This is a genomic window from Bradyrhizobium sp. 170 (genome assembly GCF_023101085.1).
Classification (GTDB): domain Bacteria; phylum Pseudomonadota; class Alphaproteobacteria; order Rhizobiales; family Xanthobacteraceae; genus Bradyrhizobium.
In genome coordinates this window covers 4,034,225-4,052,845 of the sequence record NZ_CP064703.1, presented here as the reverse complement: position 1 = coordinate 4,052,845, position 18,621 = coordinate 4,034,225, and the positions used below count along the sequence as shown (strand labels likewise).

Annotated in this window: 19 protein-coding genes; 4 read left to right on the top strand and 15 right to left on the bottom strand. The window is 63.4% G+C overall.

The annotated features are described in order from the left end of the window. Nucleotides 1-7: 7 nt before the first annotated feature. The gene (locus IVB05_RS18615; protein ID WP_247786072.1) at nt 8-457 is read right to left on the bottom strand and encodes a hypothetical protein; all 450 of its coding nucleotides are present in this window, start codon (nt 455-457) and stop codon (nt 8-10) included. A gap of 494 nt (nt 458-951) precedes the next feature. Between IVB05_RS18615 and IVB05_RS18610 the strand changes: the two genes are divergently transcribed. Both IVB05_RS18610 and chrA read left to right on the top strand, forming a co-directional pair. Next, entirely contained in the window at nt 952-1,770 is an 819-nt protein-coding gene (locus tag IVB05_RS18610; RefSeq protein ID WP_247786071.1) for a chromate resistance protein ChrB domain-containing protein, read from the top strand. Further along, on the top strand, nt 1,770-3,170 hold the full coding sequence (chrA, locus tag IVB05_RS18605) for a chromate efflux transporter (RefSeq protein WP_247786070.1): 1,401 nt from the start codon (nt 1,770-1,772) through the stop codon (nt 3,168-3,170). Before IVB05_RS18610 ends, chrA begins: the two co-directional genes overlap by 1 nt. Nucleotides 3,171-3,273: 103 nt before the next feature. Here chrA and IVB05_RS18600 read toward each other — a convergent pair whose 3' ends face one another. From IVB05_RS18600 to rpoZ, 11 genes are all read right to left on the bottom strand, one after another. Further along, nucleotides 3,274-4,221, bottom strand: a complete 948-nt coding sequence (locus IVB05_RS18600) for a cation diffusion facilitator family transporter (RefSeq protein WP_247786069.1) — start codon at nt 4,219-4,221, stop codon at nt 3,274-3,276. A 168-nt stretch (nt 4,222-4,389) separates the two neighbouring features. Beyond that, nucleotides 4,390-6,645 carry a DNA topoisomerase IV subunit A gene (gene parC, locus IVB05_RS18595; protein ID WP_247786068.1) on the bottom strand — a complete coding sequence of 752 codons (2,256 nt, stop codon included), beginning with the start codon at nt 6,643-6,645 and terminating at the stop codon, nt 4,390-4,392. 184 nt (nt 6,646-6,829) lie between these two features. Further along, a complete protein-coding gene (gene recO, locus IVB05_RS18590; RefSeq protein WP_247786067.1) occupies nt 6,830-7,582 on the bottom strand; it encodes a DNA repair protein RecO in 753 nt (250 codons plus the stop codon). A gap of 129 nt (nt 7,583-7,711) precedes the next feature. Next, complete coding sequence (locus IVB05_RS18585) at nt 7,712-8,092, bottom strand: hypothetical protein (RefSeq protein WP_247786066.1); 381 nt, start codon at nt 8,090-8,092, stop codon at nt 7,712-7,714. A gap of 26 nt (nt 8,093-8,118) precedes the next feature. Continuing rightward, nucleotides 8,119-9,048, bottom strand: coding sequence for a GTPase Era (gene era, locus IVB05_RS18580; protein ID WP_247786065.1), 930 nt, complete (start codon nt 9,046-9,048; stop codon nt 8,119-8,121). Beyond that, entirely contained in the window at nt 9,038-9,856 is an 819-nt protein-coding gene (rnc, locus tag IVB05_RS18575; RefSeq protein WP_214493339.1) for a ribonuclease III, read from the bottom strand. Before rnc ends, era begins: the two co-directional genes overlap by 11 nt. Further along, nucleotides 9,853-10,611: a signal peptidase I gene (lepB, locus tag IVB05_RS18570; RefSeq protein ID WP_247786064.1), complete on the bottom strand. Its 759-nt coding sequence runs from the start codon at nt 10,609-10,611 to the stop codon at nt 9,853-9,855. Before lepB ends, rnc begins: the two co-directional genes overlap by 4 nt. Nucleotides 10,612-10,894: 283 nt before the next feature. Beyond that, nucleotides 10,895-11,314, bottom strand: a complete 420-nt coding sequence (acpS, locus tag IVB05_RS18565; protein WP_247786063.1) for a holo-ACP synthase — start codon at nt 11,312-11,314, stop codon at nt 10,895-10,897. Beyond that, complete coding sequence (locus IVB05_RS18560) at nt 11,311-12,075, bottom strand: pyridoxine 5'-phosphate synthase (protein ID WP_247786062.1); 765 nt, start codon at nt 12,073-12,075, stop codon at nt 11,311-11,313. Before IVB05_RS18560 ends, acpS begins: the two co-directional genes overlap by 4 nt. 125 nt (nt 12,076-12,200) lie before the next feature. After that, complete coding sequence (locus IVB05_RS18555; protein WP_247786061.1) at nt 12,201-14,489, bottom strand: bifunctional (p)ppGpp synthetase/guanosine-3',5'-bis(diphosphate) 3'-pyrophosphohydrolase; 2,289 nt, start codon at nt 14,487-14,489, stop codon at nt 12,201-12,203. 294 nt (nt 14,490-14,783) lie between these two features. Further along, nucleotides 14,784-15,176: a DNA-directed RNA polymerase subunit omega gene (rpoZ, locus tag IVB05_RS18550; protein ID WP_024512695.1), complete on the bottom strand. Its 393-nt coding sequence runs from the start codon at nt 15,174-15,176 to the stop codon at nt 14,784-14,786. 354 nt (nt 15,177-15,530) lie between these two features. Here rpoZ and IVB05_RS18545 point away from each other — a divergent pair, with 354 nt between their 5' ends. Continuing rightward, nucleotides 15,531-16,163, top strand: coding sequence for an NYN domain-containing protein (locus IVB05_RS18545; protein ID WP_247786060.1), 633 nt, complete (start codon nt 15,531-15,533; stop codon nt 16,161-16,163). Between the two features lie 144 nt (nt 16,164-16,307). Further along, on the top strand, nt 16,308-16,970 hold the full coding sequence (locus IVB05_RS18540) for a uracil-DNA glycosylase (protein ID WP_247786059.1): 663 nt from the start codon (nt 16,308-16,310) through the stop codon (nt 16,968-16,970). Between the two features lie 85 nt (nt 16,971-17,055). Here IVB05_RS18540 and IVB05_RS18535 read toward each other — a convergent pair whose 3' ends face one another. From IVB05_RS18535 to mscL, 3 genes are all read right to left on the bottom strand, one after another. Beyond that, nucleotides 17,056-17,631, bottom strand: coding sequence for a peroxiredoxin (locus tag IVB05_RS18535; RefSeq protein WP_247786058.1), 576 nt, complete (start codon nt 17,629-17,631; stop codon nt 17,056-17,058). 98 nt (nt 17,632-17,729) lie between these two features. Further along, nucleotides 17,730-18,203: an SsrA-binding protein SmpB gene (gene smpB / locus IVB05_RS18530; protein ID WP_247786057.1), complete on the bottom strand. Its 474-nt coding sequence runs from the start codon at nt 18,201-18,203 to the stop codon at nt 17,730-17,732. A 1-nt stretch (nt 18,204) separates the two neighbouring features. Continuing rightward, nucleotides 18,205-18,615, bottom strand: coding sequence for a large conductance mechanosensitive channel protein MscL (gene mscL, locus IVB05_RS18525; RefSeq protein WP_247786056.1), 411 nt, complete (start codon nt 18,613-18,615; stop codon nt 18,205-18,207). Nucleotides 18,616-18,621: the final 6 nt, after the last annotated feature.

Here is an 18,621-nt window from a genome sequence, read left to right as displayed (position 1 = left end):
GTCCCCGTTACGGCAAGATGGTAATCTTGAACTGATCGAAGCGCGTCACGCTGTCGGACTTGGTCCACAGCGCCACGCCGCCGGCCTCAGCAAAAGTCTTGTCCGTCGCGCTGAATAACTTCTTGCCATCGAAGGAGACAGTGAAGCGCTGGCCTTCCGCGCGCAAGCCGAGCGTATGCCATTCATTGGGGCTGACCCTCAAATTGGCACCAGCGAGTTGCTCGCGCCGGCCGGCGACGACGCGATAGAAGCGCACGTTATCCTCCAGTGCATTGGCGCGGGCCACATAGTAATTGTCGGCGTCCACGAGCCGCACGGCGATGCCGCCGGCCTGATCCGTTTTACCTCCCACTGCCTTGAAGCTGACTTCAATGTCGACATTGGCGGCCGACAGGCTCTCGCGGATCGCGAGCGGAAACCGGTAATCGGTGCGGTCGGTACTGGTCTGCTCGATCACCTTGCCTGCTGCGGCGGTTCGATCGGCAGTCACTTTCCATTCGCCTTCGCTGCCCCGGCCGGTTCGTGCAAACGAAAATCCCGCCGGAGGCGATCCAGGCGTCATGCGATCAATGGCAATCATGGCGGCTCCTGTTTGCGCAGACGCGAACATCGCGTCCGCGAGGAAACACGCGGCGAGAAAAGCGGTCAGAACTGATCTGCGGGGATAAAAAAATATCGGCCCGTTCCCATCCATGCGCAATCCTCGACGCGTCGAGTGGTGCGCAGAGCTTGGACGGAAGGGCCGTCTGACGGGGAGCCTGCTTTATCCCCGATGCCGACCAAGCTAGGTCCGAATGCGGGGTTCCGCAAGCCTCCAATCGGGAATAGATGCGCGGCCAGTTGACAGCACCAGCGGCACGCGATTAATTCGCCCCATGGGGGTTTTGCGATCTCCCCACGAGGCGACATGCCCAAGTATCGCGTCCCGTTTTCTCTTACGAGGGCGCAGCCATGTCATCCTACACCACGATATCATCAGACAAACTTTCCAAATTGATCGGCACGGCGAACACGCCGGCCCTGATCGACGTACGCACCGACGAGGATTTCGCCGCCGACCCACGGCTGATCCCCGGCGCGGTCAGGCGGAACCACGACCAAGCCGCTGATTGGGGCGAAGAGTTCTCCGGCCGCCCGGCCATCGTCGTCTGCCTGCGCGGCCAGAAACTGGCGCAAGGCACCGCCGCCTGGCTGCGGCATCTCGATGTTTCGGCCGAAGCGCTGGAAGGCGGTTTTGAAGGCTGGAAGGCGGCAAAACTGCCGCTGGTGCCGACTGAGAAACTGCCCGCACGCGACGCAAAGGGCCGCACCGTCTGGGTCACCCGCGCGCGGCCGAAGATCGACCGCATCGCCTGCCCCTGGCTGATCCGCCGCTTCGTCGATCCAAACGCCGTGTTTCTGTTCGTCTCGCCGCCGGAGGTGCTGGCGGTCGGCGAGCGCTTCAATGCCGCGCCCTTCGATGTCGAGAACGTGTTCTGGAGCCACCGCGGCGAACTCTGCACCTTCGACGTCATGATCGAGGAATTCGGCCTGGCGACGCCGCCCCTGCTGCGGCTGGCGGCCATGGTGCGCGGCGCCGACACCGGGCGGCTCGATCTGTCGCCGGAAGCACCCGGCCTGCTCGCAGCTTCGCTGGGCCTGTCGCGCATGTTCGATGACGATCTCGAACAGCTCGAGGCCGGCATGACGCTGTACGACGCGTTCTACCGCTGGTGCCGCGACGCGTCGGGCGAGACGCACAACTGGCCGACCAACAAGGCGAAATCGTAATGGATGCGACGATCGGCAAGACGACCGGGGCCGGCGCAAGCCGCGACCTCGGTCACGGCATCGGTTTTGGCGAAGCCTTCCGGGTCTGGCTGCGGGTCGCCGTGCTCAGCTTCGGCGGCCCGGCCGGGCAGATCGCGGTGATGCACCGCATCCTGGTCGAGGAAAAGAACTGGATCTCCGAGAGCCGGTTCCTGCATGCGCTGAACTACTGCATGCTGCTGCCGGGCCCCGAGGCGCAACAGCTTGCGACCTATATCGGCTGGCTGCTGCACCGGACCGCCGGCGGCATCATGGCCGGTGGCCTGTTCATCCTGCCCGGCGTCATCGCCATCATGGGGCTGAGCTACATCTACGCGGCCTATGGCAATGTCGGCTTCGTCGAGGCCGTGTTCTTCGGGCTGAAGGCCGCGGTGCTCGCGATCGTCGTGCATGCGGTCGTTCGCGTCGGCAAGCGCGCGCTGCGCAACCGAGTGATGATCGCGCTCGCTGCACTCGCCTTCGTCGCGATCTTCTTTTTCAACGTGCCCTTCCCGATCATCATCATTGCGGCGGGCGTGATCGGTTATTTCGGCGCGAAGAGCGGACGGCCGGAATTTGCTGCCATCGAGCACGGCGGCGGCGGCAAGGCGGCGGCGGTCGACAGCCTGCTCGGCGAGGAATTGCCGGATCATGTCCGCCCGAGCGTGGCGCGCGCGTTGAAGGTAAGTTCGGTGTGGCTGTTGCTGTGGGTTGTTCCGGTCGCGGCACTCCTGATCGGACTCGGGCAGGCCAACGTGTTCAGCCAGATCGCGTTGTTCTTTTCCAAGATGGCGATGGTGACGTTCGGCGGCGCCTATGCGGTGCTGGCCTATGTCGCCCAGCAGGCGGTCGAGCATTATCACTGGCTGCAGCCGCGCGAGATGCTTGACGGCCTCGGCATGGCCGAGACCACGCCGGGCCCGCTGATCATGGTGCTGCAGTTCGTCGGCTTCATGGCCGCCTATCGCGATCCCGGCGCGTTGTCGCCGATGCTCGCGGCGACGCTCGGCGGATTGCTGGCGACCTGGGTCACCTTCATCCCCTGCTTCCTCTGGATCTTCCTCGGTGCGCCCTATATCGAGACGCTGCGCGGCAACAAGGGGCTCGCGGGCGCGCTGTCCGCGATCACCGCTGCGGTCGTCGGCGTGATCCTGAACCTCTCGATCTGGTTTGGATTGCACACGCTGTTCCGGCAGACCACGCCGGTTCGCTCGTTCGGGCTGTCGTTCGACATGCCGGTGTGGGGAAGTCTCGATATCGCAGCCTTCGTGCTGGCGGCGGCCGCGGCGACCGCGATTTTCCGGCTTAACGTCGGGATGCTTTGGGTGTTGGCGGGATCGTGTGTAGCCGGCGTGGCGTTGCGGTTTGCTGGGGTCCTCTAAGCGAAGAATTCGTAGGGTGGGCAAAGGCGCGTAAGCGACGTGCCCACCATTTTTCCGGAGGGTCCGAATGGTGGGCACGCTGCGCTTTGCCCACCCTACGGCATCACACCCGTTCGGCCGGCGCTAGCTTGCAGACTTCGGCGGCGGCTTCGATCTGTAGCGTGGCGTGGTGGATGTTGAAGCGGTGCGAGAGTTCCTCGCAGACCCCGTGCAGAAAAGCATCGTCATGACCGCGCGGCCGCACCAGATGCGCGGTCAGCGCGGTCTCATTGGTGCTCATGGCCCAGATGTGGAGGTCATGCACTTCAGTGACACCCTCCAGCCGGGCGAGGTAATCCCTCACCTCGGCAAGCTCGATGCCGCGCGGCACGCCATCGAGCGCCAGATTGACGCTGTCGCGCGCGAGACCCCACCCGCTCCAGAACACCACGGCGGCGATGACGAGGCTGATCGCGGGATCGAGCCACAGCCAGCCCGTCAGCATGATGATGAGCGCCGCGACCACCACCCCGAGCGAGACGCCCGCGTCCGCCGCCATGTGCAGATAGGCGCCGCGAATATTGAGATCGCCGTGGCGGCCGCGCATGAACAATAGCGCGGTGAAGCCGTTGATGGCGACGCCAAACGCCGCAACCACCACGACTGTCCAGCCAGCGACCGGCGCAGGGCTGTAGAGCCGGTTCACCGCCTCGACGACAATGCCGCCGACCGCAACCAGCAGCAGGCCGGCGTTGAACAGCGCCGCCAGGATCGAAGCCCGGCGATAGCCGTAGGTGTGCCGCTGCGTCGGCTGCTTCTGCGCAAGCCACGCCGCGGCCCATGCCAGGAGCAGCGCGACCACGTCGGACAGATTGTGAACGGCGTCCGAAATCAGCGCCAGCGAGTTGGCGGCATAGCCGAAGATCAGCTCGGCAATGACGAAGGCGGTATTGAGCACGGCGCCGATGGCGAACGCCCCGCCGAAATTATCCGGCGCGTGGCTGTGGCCGGCGTGACCATGGGAATGGTCATGCCCGTGCGAATGATTGTGATGAGAGTGATCGTGCGCCATTCCGCCTCGTCCGGTTCGACGGCGATTCATATAGCGCGCAGAATTTCGAATACTATTACAGGCGGGAATCGTAGGGAGGGCAAAGCGAAGCGTGCCCACCAATTTCCAATCGCGAAACAAGATGGCGGGCACGGCGCTAGCGCGCCTTTGCCCACCCTGCGTTCTTGCTTACTCCACGCCCCGCAGGAACTTGTTCGACTTCGGCAGGCCGTGCGCGAGGCGGCCGGCGTCGGCGCGGTTGCCGCGCCAGTCGGACAATTCCTTGGCGCTCATGCTCTGCTCGCGGCCGGCGGAATCCTTCCACGTCAGCCCCGCCTTGAGCTCGAACACTGCGACATCAGACAGCTTGGCGCTGGAATATTTCTGCAGCCGCACGCCGCGGCCGCGCGCCATTTCCGGCACCTGGTCGAGCGGGAAAAGCACCATTTTGTGGTTGGTGCCGATCACAGCGACTGTATCGCCTGCCACCGTCGTAATCGCGCAGGCCTCGTTCGGCATGGTGACGTTGAGCACCTGCTTGCCCTTGCGGGTGTTGCCGACGCAATCCTCTTCCTTGACGACAAAACCCTGGCCTTCGCTGCTCGCGATCAGGAACTTGCGTTCGCCCTTGTTGACGAACAGCGAGACGATCGCCGCGTCCTGCTCCATGTCGATGAACATGCGGATCGGTTCGCCATGGCCGCGCCCGCCCGGCAGTTTTGCCACATCGAGCGAGTAGAATTTGCCGTTGGTCGCAAACAGCAAGAGCTTCGAGGTGGTCTCGGCGAAGAAGGCGTGGTCGAGCTTGTCGTCGGTCTTGAAGGCAAGCCCCGAGATATCCTCGACATGGCCCTTCAGCGTCCGCACCCAGCCCTTCTCGGAAATCACCACCGTGCACGGCTCGCGCTCGACAAAGGCCTCCTCGATCGCGGCGAGATCGTGCTCGGGCGCGTCGGCGAACACCGTGCGACGCTTGCCGAGCGGCGTCTTCGGTCCGAAAAGGTCGCGGACCTTGCGAACCTGCTCGCCGACCTTGGACCATTGCTCGGTCTCGGAGCCGAGCAGCGACTTGATGCCCTTCAACTCGCCACGAAGGTTCTTGTCCTCGGTACGAATTTCGAATTCCTCGAGCTTGCGCAAGGAGCGCAGGCGCATGTTGAGGATGGCATCGGCCTGGACTTCCGTCAGCTTGAACGCCTTGATCAGCGCCGGCTTCGGCTCATCCTCGGTGCGGATGATCTTGATCACCTTGTCGATGTTCAGATAGGCGATCAGGTACCCGCCGAGCACTTCGAGCCGGTTCTCGATCTGCGTCTTGCGGTAGTTGGAGCGGCGCACCAGCACGTCGCGCAAATGGTCGAGCCATTCGCGCAAACATTCCGCAAGCCCCACCACCTTGGGGATCTTGCCCTTGATAAGCACGTTGAGGTTCAGCGAAATCTTGCTCTCGAGCTCGGTGAGCCGGAACAGCGATTCCATCATCAGCGCCGGATCGACCGCACGGGATTTCGGCTCGATCACCAGGCGGACGTCTTCGGCCGACTCGTCCCTGACGTCGCCGACCAGCGGCAGCTTCTTCTCGTTCAGGAGCTCGGCGATCTTCTCGACCAGCCGGGATTTTTGCACCAGCCACGGGATCTCGGTGATGACGACGACCCAGGTGCCGCGGGCGCCCTCTTCCTGGGTCCACTTGGCGCGGGTGCGGAACGAGCCGCGCCCGGTCATGTAGGCTTCGGCGATGCTTTCCTTGGAGTCGACAATAATGCCGCCGGTCGGGAAATCGGGCCCCTTGACCCATTTCAAGAGCGACTTCGACTTGGCGTCGGGCTTGTCGATCAGATGCAGCGCGGCGTCGCAGAGTTCGGCTGCGTTGTGCGGCGGGATCGAGGTGGCCATGCCGACCGCGATGCCCTGCGAACCGTTGGCGAGCAGATTCGGGAAGCCGCCGGGCAGAACCACCGGCTCCTTGCTCTGGCCGTCGTAATTGGGTCGAAACTCGACGCCGTCCTCGTCGATGCCTTCCAGCAGCAGCCGCGCGACCTCGGTCATGCGCGCTTCGGTGTAGCGGTAGGCGGCAGGATTATCGCCGTCGATATTGCCAAAATTGCCCTGGCCGTCGACCAGCGGATAGCGCGAGGCGAAATCCTGCGCCAGGCGCACCATGGCGTCGTAGATCGCTTGGTCGCCATGCGGATGGAACGAACCCATCACGTCGCCGACGATCTTGGCCGACTTCTTGAACGGCGTGCCGGGGTCGAGCCGCAACAGGCGCATGCCGTACAGGATGCGCCGGTGCACCGGCTTCAGCCCGTCGCGGGCGTCCGGCAAAGCGCGGTGCATGATGGTCGAGAGCGCATAGGCGAGATAGCGCTCTTCCAGCGCATCGCGCAGCATCACCTCGTGGATTTCGGCCGGTTCTTCCGGCGGCAGCTGTCGTTTTCCCATGGGGAGGCGTTAAACTTTTGCGGTGAATCGGGCAAGATCCGAATGGGGGCATCCGTCGCCCCTGCCCGCGCAGGTGCCCATAACCACAGGTGTTTGTGGCGAAAAATGGCTGGGGCTGCAGCGCTGTTGATGGGCCGCGGCGTATGGGTCCTGCTTTCGCAGGGACGACGGATCGAAGGAGCGCTCAGACCGACGAGCTGATTCGCGCCCGGTGTCTCGTCACCGCATTGATAAAGCCGTCCCTGGCATCGGAATGGCCCTGCCCGCGCGGTTCCAGCACGTGGCGGAGCAGGAACAACCCGGTCAGCCGGAAACCGTCCTGAAGGTCCTGATCCGACCAGCCGTTCGCGCCACCCTCGCCTTCGCGCAGGAAGGCCGGCAGCCGCAGCAGACGGTCGCGGTACGGCTCGCCGGCGGTCCGCGACACCGCGCCGCCGGACTTTGGCGAGACGTAGATCAGGTCGGCGGTCTCGCCGGTGGCGGCGCAGTTTTCCAGGTCGAGGCCAAAACCGAGTTCGGCCAGCATCGCGAGCTCGAACCTGATGAGGTGGGCGGCTGCGCCGCCGACATCGTCAAAGTCGTCGAGCGTGCGGTCGAGCATCTCAAAGATGTCCTCGTGCGGATCGCGCTCCGGCAACAGCCGCACCAGCGAAGCCAGATGGGTGACGCCATAGGTCGCGTGGGCCGACGCCAGCAGGGTGGCCGCGCGCAAGCGCGTGCCCTCAATGGCGTAATATCCGAGATGCTCGTCGAGCCGCGCCCGCCACACCGTAGTGACGCTGTTGCCCGGCTGCAGCAACGGCCGCATCCGCTTGCCCGCGCCGCCCCGCACCAAGCCGAGGTGGCGGCCATGCTCGCGCGTCAGCAGCTCGACAATGGCGGAGGATTCGCCATGCCGCCGCACGCCCAGCACAATGCCTTCGTCGGTCCATTCCATGGGCGAAGTTTACAGGAATTCGCGGCATCTAGGGTGGGCAAAGCGCAGCGTGCCCACCAACGATCAACAAACTGTGTCGCCTCGGATGGCGCGAAGTGCGCCTTTGCCCACCTTACACAACCCTGACTATCACGCGTTGAACCACCCCACCGCATCGCCGGTGAAGGAGAAGTACAGCCCCATCGCGGTCAGTGCGCAGGAAATCACCTCGATGCCGCTGTCGAACGCCAGGCCCTTTGCGCCGATCACCTGCACGAGCGAAATCACCGACAGCACCAGCGCTGCCGCCAGCACCCAGCGTGGCCAGTTCTTGCGGCGCTCGGCGGCGAGCCAGACGAAGTAGACGAGAAGCAGGATCAGGCCGGCCGCCATCAGGGTCGCCACGTTGACCATCTGCGCGGTCATGTCGGCCTTCGGCGTGCGGTCCTGGAACGCCACCGACACCGCGTCCAGCGTCAGCGACATGTACAGCAGAGCCTCAAACCACACTACGTTCCGGGGTACGTTCATCGGGCTTGTTCTTCTTTTTTACCTGATCATTCCTTGGGGAATTCCAGGCCCATTTCCCGGTAGCGGTCGGGATCGTCGCCCCAGTTCTCGCGCACCTTGACGAACAGGAACAGGTGCACGGGCACGCCCAGTATCTCGGCGATCTCCTTGCGCGAATCCGCGCCGATCGACTTGATGGTGGCGCCGCCCTTGCCGAGCACGATCTTGCGCTGGCTTTCGCGCTCGACAAAGATCGTCTGCTCGATGCGCACCGACTTGTCCTTGCGCTCGGTCCAGGTATCGGTCTCGACGGTGGATTGATACGGCAGCTCCTGGTGGAGCTGGCGATAGATCTTTTCGCGGGTGATTTCGGCTGCCAGATGCCGCAGCGGCGCATCCGACATCTGGTCCTCGGGGTAATGAAACGGCCCCGGCGGCACGCCCTTCGCCAGCGTCTTGCGCAGATCGGCGACGCCATCGCCCGACAGCGCCGAGATCATGAAGGTGTGTTCGAATTTCATGCGCTCATTGGCGGCCTGCGCCAGCGCCAAGAGCTTCTCGCGCGGGATCAGGTCGATCTTGTTCAGCACCAGGATTTTCGGGTGCGCAACCGTCGCGAGCTTCTTCAGGATCGCGTCGGCCTCCTCGTCGATGCCAGCTTTCGCATCGAGCAGCACGCAGACGAGGTCGGCATCATGGGCCCCGCTCCAGGCGGTGGACACCATGGCGCGGTCGAGCCTTCGTTTGGGCGAGAAGATGCCGGGCGTATCGACCAGGATGATCTGGGCATTGTCCTCGATCACGATGCCGCGGATCAGCGCCCGCGTCGTCTGCACCTTGCGCGAGACGATGGTGACCTTGGAGCCGACCAGCGCGTTGACGAGCGTGGACTTGCCGACATTGGGCGCGCCGATCAGCGCGACAAAGCCGCAACGGGTCTCGGCGGACGTGGCTTCGCCTGAGGATTCAACTGTCATTGCTGCCGCCGCCAACGCCTTCACGTTCGATCATCACGGAGGCCGCGACCTTCTCGGCGGCCCGCTTGGAGCCGCCGACACCCTCGGCCGGCGTCAGTCCCGGCAGATCGACGGCGACGCGGAACTGCGGGTCGTGATGCGGCCCGGTGCGCTCGATCTCGCGATAGACCGGCGTCGGCAATCCCTTGCTCTGGGCCCATTCCTGCAACACCGTCTTGGGATCGCGCAGCGGCCGGCGCGGCTTGCGCATTCGCTCCAGCCAGTTGCGCTCGACGAATTGCGACGCCGCCGCATAGCCGCCGTCGAGATAGATCGCCCCGATCACCGCCTCGCAGATGTCGCCGAGCACGGATTTGCGCAGACGCGCGCCCGCCCCTGCGCCGACCGCGCCGAGCTTGATGTCGTCGAGCAGTCCGAGCGATTTTGCGACATCGGCGCAGCTTTCCTTGCGCACGAGATCGGCGAGCCGTTTCGACAGTTCGCCCTCGTCAGCCCGCGGATAGGCGCGATACAGCATGTCGGAGATGATCAGCCCGAGCACGTGATCGCCGAGGAATTCCAGCCGCTGATAGCTGTCGGCGCGATGGCGCGTGGCCGGCTTCAAGGCGGAGACATGGGTAAAGGCGGTCGTCAGCAGCGCGGGATCGGAAAATTTGTAGCCGATGCGCCCCTCGATCGCGGCAGCGGCCGCCTTGGCCCCGGCCTTGCCGCGCTTCTTTTTCGGCGCAGCGACGCCGGCGGCTTCGGCCTGCTGGCCCGGCTCGCCCGAGGTCGATGTGTCAGGAATGGTTGCTGTTTCGTCGTTCATCGCACGATTGAGAATAGGCGATTCCAGCGCACGGCGGTCGGCCAGCGCCAGAACATCCAGGCATGCTCGCCCTCGGCAATGGAGAAGAAGATCATCTGCGCCCGGCCGACGATGTTCTCGAACGGCACATAGCCCACTGCCGACAGCACGCGGCTGTCGGTCGAGTTGTCGCGGTTGTCGCCCATCATGAAGAAGTGGCCGGCCGGCACGGTGTAGACGCTGGTGTTGTCGTAGAAGCCGTTGTCGACGCAATCGAGCGATTCATAGCTGACGCCGTTCGGCAACGTTTCCTTCCAGCGCTTGACACGCGCGGTGGCGTCGGAGCCGCAAGGGTCCTCGCCGATGAAGTCGGAAAGCCGCTCGCGCTTGATCGGCTTGTCGTTGATGTAGAGCAGGCCTTCCCGCATCTGGATGCGGTCGCCCGGCAGGCCGATCACGCGCTTGATGTAATCGGTGGAGTCATCCTTCGGCAGGCGGAACACTACGATGTCGCCGCGGCTCGGCTCCGAGCCGAAGATGCGGCCCGAGAACAGCGGCGGCGACAATGGGATGGAATAGTGGCTGTAGCCGTAGGAGTATTTCGAGACGAACAGGTAATCGCCCACCAGCAGCGTCGCCTTCATCGATCCCGAGGGGATATTGAAGGGCTGGAAGAGAAAGGTGCGGATCACGAGCGCGATCAGGAGAGCGTGGATGACGACGCGGATGGTTTCACCCAAGCCGCTTTCAGATTTTGTGCTGGAGGTCACGCTCATCGCTTTCCCAATTCCCGCAGGCCTTTGCCCGCACGGTGGCAGAACGTTTTCCGCACGCGAATCGCCTGGTACGTTCGCGTCAGGAAAATGGTCTCGATACTGATATTGAAGGCCAATTCCGGCGCTAGCCTGAATCAGCCCTGGCTCGAACACGTCGTTCGCGGCGTTTTAGACGGTTGTTCGTGGGCGCGCAATCAAGCGCCTCGTGAAAACTTCATAATCCATTGATAAATCAACGATTTTTAGTTTCGCGTTGAACCCCCGGCGCAAACGCCTGCGCGGCTCAAGCTTTGGCGGGAACGACCGCCGAAATTATGACGAAGGCCTGCGCCAGCGGCCAGTCATCGGTGATCGACAGATCGATCCGCGCCTCGAACCCCTCCGGCGTCAGCGCCTCCAGCCGGGCCAGCGCGCCGCCGGTCAGCTTCATGGTTGGACGGCCGCCCGGCAGGTTGAGCACCCCCATGTCCCGCCACCAGACGCCGCGCCGGATCCCGGTGCCGAGCGCCTTGGAACAGGCCTCTTTGGCGGCGAATCGCTTGGCGTAGGTCGCAACCACCATCTTTTCGTTGTTGGCGCGGCGCGCCGCTTTGGCGCGCTCGGCGTCGGTGAAGATGCGGTCGAGGAAACGGTCGCCATGGCGCTCGATCACCTTGGCGACGCGGGTGATGTCGATCAGGTCGGAGCCGATGCCGATGATCATGGCCGGCCCGCAGCTAGCTGGCGGCCGCGGTCCATCGCGGTGCGCATTTGCCGCACGGTCTCGCCAAGGCCTACGAACAGCGCCTCCCCCATCATGAAGTAGCCGATGTTGAGTTCGGCGATCTCGGGCAGTCCGGCGATCGTCTCGGCCGTCTGGTAGTCGAGGCCGTGGCCGGCATGGACCTCCAGCCCCGCCGCACGCCCCAAAGCCGCGCCCGCCACGATTCGCTGCCATTCCGCCTCGGCCTTCGCCACATGGCCGTCGACCACGGCGTCGCACCAGCCGCCGGTATGGATCTCGATCACAGGCGCGCGCAACCTTGCCGCCATCTCGATCTGCTGCGGGTCGGCCGAGATGAACAGCGACACCCGGATGCCGGCATCGTTGAGCCGCGCGATGAAGGGGGCCAGCGCATTGTGCTGGCCGACGACATCCAGCCCGCCCTCGGTGGTGAGTTCCTCGCGCCGTTCCGGCACCAGGCACACCGCGTGGGGCTTGGTGGCGAGCGAAATCCGCAGCATGTCCTCGGTCGCCGCCATCTCGAAATTCAGGGGCTTCGATATCTCGGCCTTCAGCCGGGCCATGTCGCTGTCGCGGATGTGGCGGCGGTCCTCCCGCAGATGCGCGGTGATGCCGTCGGCACCCGCCTCGATGGCGGCCAGCGCCGCGCGCACCGGATCCGGCCGCTCGCCGCCCCGCGCGTTCCGCAAGGTCGCGACGTGATCGACATTGACGCCGAGGCGGAGCGGAGGAACGGGCATTGCGGATCTCTCAGGCAATCTGACACGACATCGTTAGCACAAAGTGCCACGAGCGGGCGGGACCCGCGCACCCATCTAATTGAGAAGGATGGATTGCCGGGTCAAGCCCGCCATGAAGATACCGCCTATCCGTTGACGCGCTCAACCTTGGCGACGACGGCTTTGGCGCGCAATTGAGCGATAATTGCACTGAGATGCTTGAGGTCATAGACCTCGAGATCGATCGTCAACTCGGTGAAGTCAGGCGAGCGGCGCGACATGCTGATATTGTCGATATTGCCGTCATGCTCGGCGATCACGGTAGCGACCTGGGCGAGGCTGCCGGGCTCGTTGACGTTATGGACCAGGATCCGCGCCGGAAAACGCTGCGGCATGGTTTCGTCGATATCCCAGCGCACGTCGAGCCAGCGCTCCGGCTCTTCCTCAAAGTCCTTCAGCGCCGGCGACTGGATCGGATAGATCGTGATCCCCTCGCCCGGCGTAACGATGCCGATGATGCGGTCGCCCGGCACGGCGCCGCCGTTCGGCGCGAACTTCACCGGCAGATCGGAATTGATGCCGCGCACCGGGATAACGGACGTGCTGCGCGCCGGATGCGGCGGCGATTTCAGCTTCAGTTTGACCGCGAGGCTCTTCTTGGCCCCGTAGCGCACCATCCGCTCTTCCTTGTAGTCCGGATACATGGCGCGGGCGACGTCGGAGGCCTTCAGTTCACCACGCCCGACGGACGCCATCACGTCCTCGATCGAGGCGCGCGCCAGTCGGGGAAGCGCCCCCTTCAGCTTGTCGTCGGCGTATTCGATCTTTGCGCGGGCAAACAGGCGGTCGACGATGCGGCGGCCAAGGCCGGCATATTGATCGCGCACCGCGGTCCGCGTCGCGCGGCGGATCGCAGCGCGGGCCTTGCCGGTAACCGCAAGCGATTCCCAGGCCGAGGGCGGCGCCGACTGGGCGACCGAGGTCAAAACCTCGACCTCGTCGCCGTTCTGCAGTTCGGACGACAAGGGCGCGAATTTGCCGTTGATCTTGCAACCAACGGCCGAGTTGCCGACATCGGTGTGCACGGCATAGGCGAAGTCGATCACATTGGCCTGACGCGGCAGCGCGATCAGCTTGCCCTTCGGGGTGAAGCAGAACACCTGGTCGTGGAACAGCTCCAGCTTGGTGTGCTCCAGAAACTCTTCCGGATTGGCGCTTTCGGACAGGATGCCGACGGTGTGGCGCAGCCAGGCAAAGGCGTTGGATTCGTGCTCGAGCCGCTCGGTCGGCGAGCCCATGCCTTCCTTGTAGAACGCGTGCGCGGCGATGCCGAATTCCGCGATCTGGTTCATTTCCTCGGTGCGGATCTGCAGCTCGACGCGCTGGTTGCCGGGACCGATCACGGTGGTATGGAGCGAACGGTAGTCGTTCTGCTTCGGCGTCGAGATGTAGTCCTTGAAGCGGCCGGGCACCACCGGCCAGGTGGTGTGCACGACGCCGAGCGCGCGGTAGCAAGCTTCGACATCCGGCATCACGACGCGGAATCCGTAGATGTCGGAAAGCTGCTCGAAGCCGACCGATTTGCGCTCCATCTTGGTCCAGATCGAAAACGGCTGCTTGCGGCGGCCGTAGACGCGCGCGGCAATACCGTGCTTCTGCATCTTCTTGGAGAGCTGGCTTTCGATCTCGCCGATCAGATTGCGGTTGCGGTCGGCGAGCGCATCGAGCCGCTGCATCACCACGGCATAGGCTTCCGGATCGAGCGTATGGAACGAGAGATCCTCGAGCTCCTCCCGCATCTCCTGCATGCCCATGCGGCCGGCGAGCGGCGCATAGATGTCGAGCGTCTCCTCGGCAATGCGGCGGCGCGAGGCATGCGGCACGAATTCCAGCGTGCGCATATTGTGCAGCCGATCGGCGAGCTTGATCAGCAGCACGCGGACGTCGTCGGCGATCGCGAGCAATAGCTTGCGCAGGTTCTCGGCCTGCTTGGCCTCGCGCGAGACCAGTTCCAGGCGTTTCAGCTTGGTGAGCCCCTCGACCAGCACGCCGATCTCGTGGCCGAACATATTGTCGATCTCGGCGCGCGTCGCCTCGGTATCCTCGATGGTGTCGTGCAGCAGGGCAGCTACGATGGTGGCGTCATCGAGCTTGAGGTTGGTCAGGATCGCCGCGACTTCGAGCGGATGCGAGAAATAGGGATCGCCGGACGCGCGGGTTTGGGTGCCGTGCGCCTTCATGGCGTAGACGTAGGCGCGGTTCAGCAAGTCTTCGTTGGTATCGGGATTGTACGACCTGACGCGCTCGACCAGATCGTATTGCCGCATCATGCGCGAGCGCGATTTCGGCTTCTCCGTCACAGGCGAGGTCGGCGCGACCGCGACCTGGCCGGTCGCGGCCTGCATTTGCCGGGAGCTGCGGCGCCAATACGCCATTCAATCACTGCCTTCCTTCCACCAGACCCGGACGGGTCCCACCGTTTACGTATCTAATGCGTTTTCGAACGGTGATGCACGCCGCTCGGCCGCGAAACGGTTCAATTTCGCTTGGGCCAGCGGCCATCCAACGCCCACCCCGGTGACCCGCCGGACAGGCTAAGTCAGCCGATTTCGGCCGCGCCCGCCAAGGACGCATTGTAACCGCAAAAATGTCAACAAAAGCAAAGGCCCGGACTGATGTCCGGGCCTTTGGCAGATCGGGGAGTTTGGGACGGCCCGGGATGTTCCGGATTACTCGTCCTCTTCGGGCTGCTCTTCCGGCGGCGCCAGGCCTTCCAGACCCTTAAGGAGCTCTTCCTCGGTCATGCGCTCGACCGCGACCTCGGTGTCATCAGCATCGACGCTGGCACCGGCCGAGCCGATCAAAGGCACGGTATCGGGCTCTGGCTCGTCGACCTCGACGAATTTCTGCAGGGAATGAACCAGTTCCTCGCGCAGGTCTTCCGGGGAAATAGTGGAATCGGCGATTTCCCGGAGCGAAACGACCGGATTCTTGTCGTTGTCGCGATCAACTGTGAGTTGTGACCCGGATGAGATCATACGGGCGCGATGTGCCGCCAGCAACACCAGGTCAAACCGGTTGTCGACCTTATCAATGCAATCTTCCACGGTGACGCGCGCCATAGACTGTCGCTCCGTTATTTGGGGCCAAATATGTCGGTATTCGGGGCTAGTTATAGCGGCGGAGGCCATTTCGCAAGACTAAATTTGTGATTTGCCTTCCTAATGGGCTCTGATACCCCAGCTTCGGGGCCAGAATGGCCGGAGCGTCCAGACGCGGCAGGGTTGCCGTACAGGACAAGTAAATCTCTTCATTGCACTGTCAAAAGTATAGGTTTTTCGCCCTCGCCTCACCATAATTGCAGTGGTGACTGTCGTGGGGCACGATTCACCGAACTTTAGGCAACAGAACTGGAAAGTGCGCGCGGTCGATGGCCGCTGCGCTAGAAAAGCTAACAACAACGTGAGAACCATTTGATGTCACCCGCTTCCAACAAGATTGCGCTCTTCATCGACGGCGCCAACCTCTACGCAACGGCCAAGACGCTCGGCTTCGACATCGATTACAAACGCCTTCTCAAGGAATTTCAGAGCCGAGGGACGCTGGTGCGTGCGTTCTACTACACGGCGATCATCGAGGATCAGGAATACTCCTCGATCCGTCCGCTGATCGATTGGCTCGACTACAACGGCTACACCGTCGTCACCAAGGCGACCAAGGAGTTCATCGACGCCTCTGGCCGCCGCAAGGTGAAGGGCAACATGGACATCGAACTCGCCGTCGATGCCATGGAACTCGCCGAGCATGTCGACCAGATCGTGCTGTTCTCGGGCGACGGCGATTTCCGCTCGCTGGTCGAAGCAGTGCAGCGTCGCGGTGTTCGCGTCACGGTTGTTTCGACTATTTCGAGCCAGCCGCCGATGATCGCCGACGAACTGCGCCGCCAGGCCGACGTCTTCACCGACCTCGTCGAGCTGCAATCCAAACTCGGCCGCGATCCTTCCGAGCGCCCTGCCCCGCGCGAACCGCGTCATCACGCTCCGCAATTCCTGCAGCGCGCGACCACGATGGCGCCGCGGACCGCCGGCGACGACGAATTCGACGATTGAGAATGAGCCAGTACGCTGCTAGAGCCTCGGTTCTGATTGAAACAGAACCGGGGCTTTTTGTTTGACGCGCTTTCTTGACGCGGCCCGGCATCGATCCCGGATCTAGGTCCGTGGCTGGCTTTCGCTCGAAAACGCTTTGGAAACATGGCTAGTCTCCCCGCCCCTGCTGCTGCCGAACCCGACCGCAATTGCCAGCTTTGCCCGAGGCTCGCCGAATTTCGCGCGCAGGCGCGTGCGAAAGAGCCGGATTGGCACAACTCACCGGTTGCTTCGTTCGGCAACGCCAATGCGCAACTGTTGATTGTCGGGCTGGCGCCGGGCCTGCAGGGCGCCAACCGCACCGGACGCCCGTTCACCGGCGACTACGCCGGCGACTTGCTGTATGCGACCTTGCTCGAATACGGCTTTGCGAAAGGCATCTATCAGGCACGTCCCGACGACGGGCTGAAGCTGGTCGATTGCCGGATCAGCAACGCGGTGCGCTGCGTGCCGCCGCAGAACAAGCCGTTGCCTGCCGAGATCCATACCTGCCGGCAATTCCTGGTCGCGACCATCGCGACCATGCCGAAGCTTCGCGCGATCGTGGCGCTCGGGCGGATCGCCCATGAATCGACATTGAAGGCGCTCGGCCTGCGCAATGGCGCTGCTCCCTTTGCGCACGGTGCCGTGCATGGCGCGGGCGCCGTCAGGCTTTACGACAGCTATCACTGCTCGCGCTACAATACGAATACGCGAGTGCTGACGCCGGAGATGTTTCGCAACGTGTTTGCGAGGGTGCGCAAGGATCTGGATTCGCAGGTTTCGTAGGGTGGGCAAAGCGCAGCGTGCCCACCATTGACGCCAACGATGTCGGAGAGATGGTGGGCACGCTGCGCTTTGCCCACCCTACAATTCAAGCCGGATTCTCTCTCAGCCACGCCAGCACATCGCCAGCGTTCCGGTCCGGCGGAAACACCGGATAGAACACGTGAGCGATACGGCCGCCATCGATGATCAGCGCCAGCCGCTTGATCAGCGTCAATCCGGCCACCGCCATGGTCGGCAGCTTCAGGGCACGGATCAGCGCCAGCTTTTCGTCCGACAGCACCGGGAACGGCAGATGCAGCCGCGACGCCATCTCGGTCTGGTAGACGTTGTCCTGCGTCGAGAGGCCGAACACGTGGTTTGCGCCGGCGGCCTTCAGCTCCGCAAACAGGTCGCGGAACGAGCAGGTTTGCGGCGTGCAGCCGCGTGCGCCGGGAATCATGTCCCAGTCGTCGACCAGGCTGATCTTGCCGGGCTCCCCGGTGCGGGGATAGGCGAATACCACCGTGCGGCCGGCAAGCGCTGACAGCGTCACCGAACTGTCGTCGGTGGCGAGCAGCGTGACCGGCGGGATCATCATGCCGGCCAGATGCGCTGTCGCGCCGTCGTCCTCCGGCGCCGGGATCTTGCTCCAGTCGACTTCAAGCAGGTTTTTCTGGTTCATCGACACCATTCTCCATCAGCCGTCATTGCGAGCCAACGGGTCGCGCGAATGCGCGCCCAGTTGGCTCGCAATGACGGATAGACATGGGGGTAAGCCGTTCATCCCCGCGCCCGCATCAGGCGGCCTTTTTCCCGGCCCCAATCGCGCTTCTTTTCGGTCTCGCGCTTGTCGTGCAGCTTCTTGCCCTTGGCGATCGCCAGCAAGAGCTTGGCGCGGCCGCGCTCGTTGAAATAGAGCTTTAGCGGAATCAGCGTCATGCCTTCGCGATCGACCGCGCCCATCAGCTTGTTGATCTGCTTTCGGTGCAGCAGCAGCTTGCGTGGCCGTTTCGGCTCATGGTTGAAGCGGTTGGCCTGCAGATATTCCGGAATATTGGCGTTGATCAGCCAGATCTCGCCGTCCTTGGAATCCGCATAGGATTCGGCAATCGTTGTCTTGCCGTTACGGATCGACTTCACTTCGGTGCCGGTCAGCGCGATGCCGGCCTCGATTGTGTCCTCGATCGCGTAGTTGAACCGGGCCTTGCGGTTTTCGGCGACAACCTTGATCGGGCGCTCGTTCTTCTCGGCCACGTTAGCCCTTCTTGAGGAGATCGCGGATCTCGGTCAGCAATTCTTCCTGCCTGGTCAGCTTCGGTGCGGGCATAGCTTCATCCTTGCGTTTGAGCTTGTTCATGGCGCGAATGACCACGAACAGCACGAACGCGATGATGAGGAAGTTCAGCGTCAGCGTGAGGAAACTGCCCCAAGCCAATACCGCGCCCTGCTTCTTAGCATCGGCAAGATTGTTGGCAGTCACCGACTTCGCCAGCGGCGTGAAATAGTTCGAGAAATCGAGACCGCCGGTAATCGCGCCGATGATCGGCATGATCACATCGCCGACCAGCGAGGTCACGATGGCGCCGAAGGCCGCACCGATGATGACGCCGACGGCGAGGTCGACGACGTTACCCTTCATCGCGAATTCGCGGAATTCCTTCAGCATGTTGGC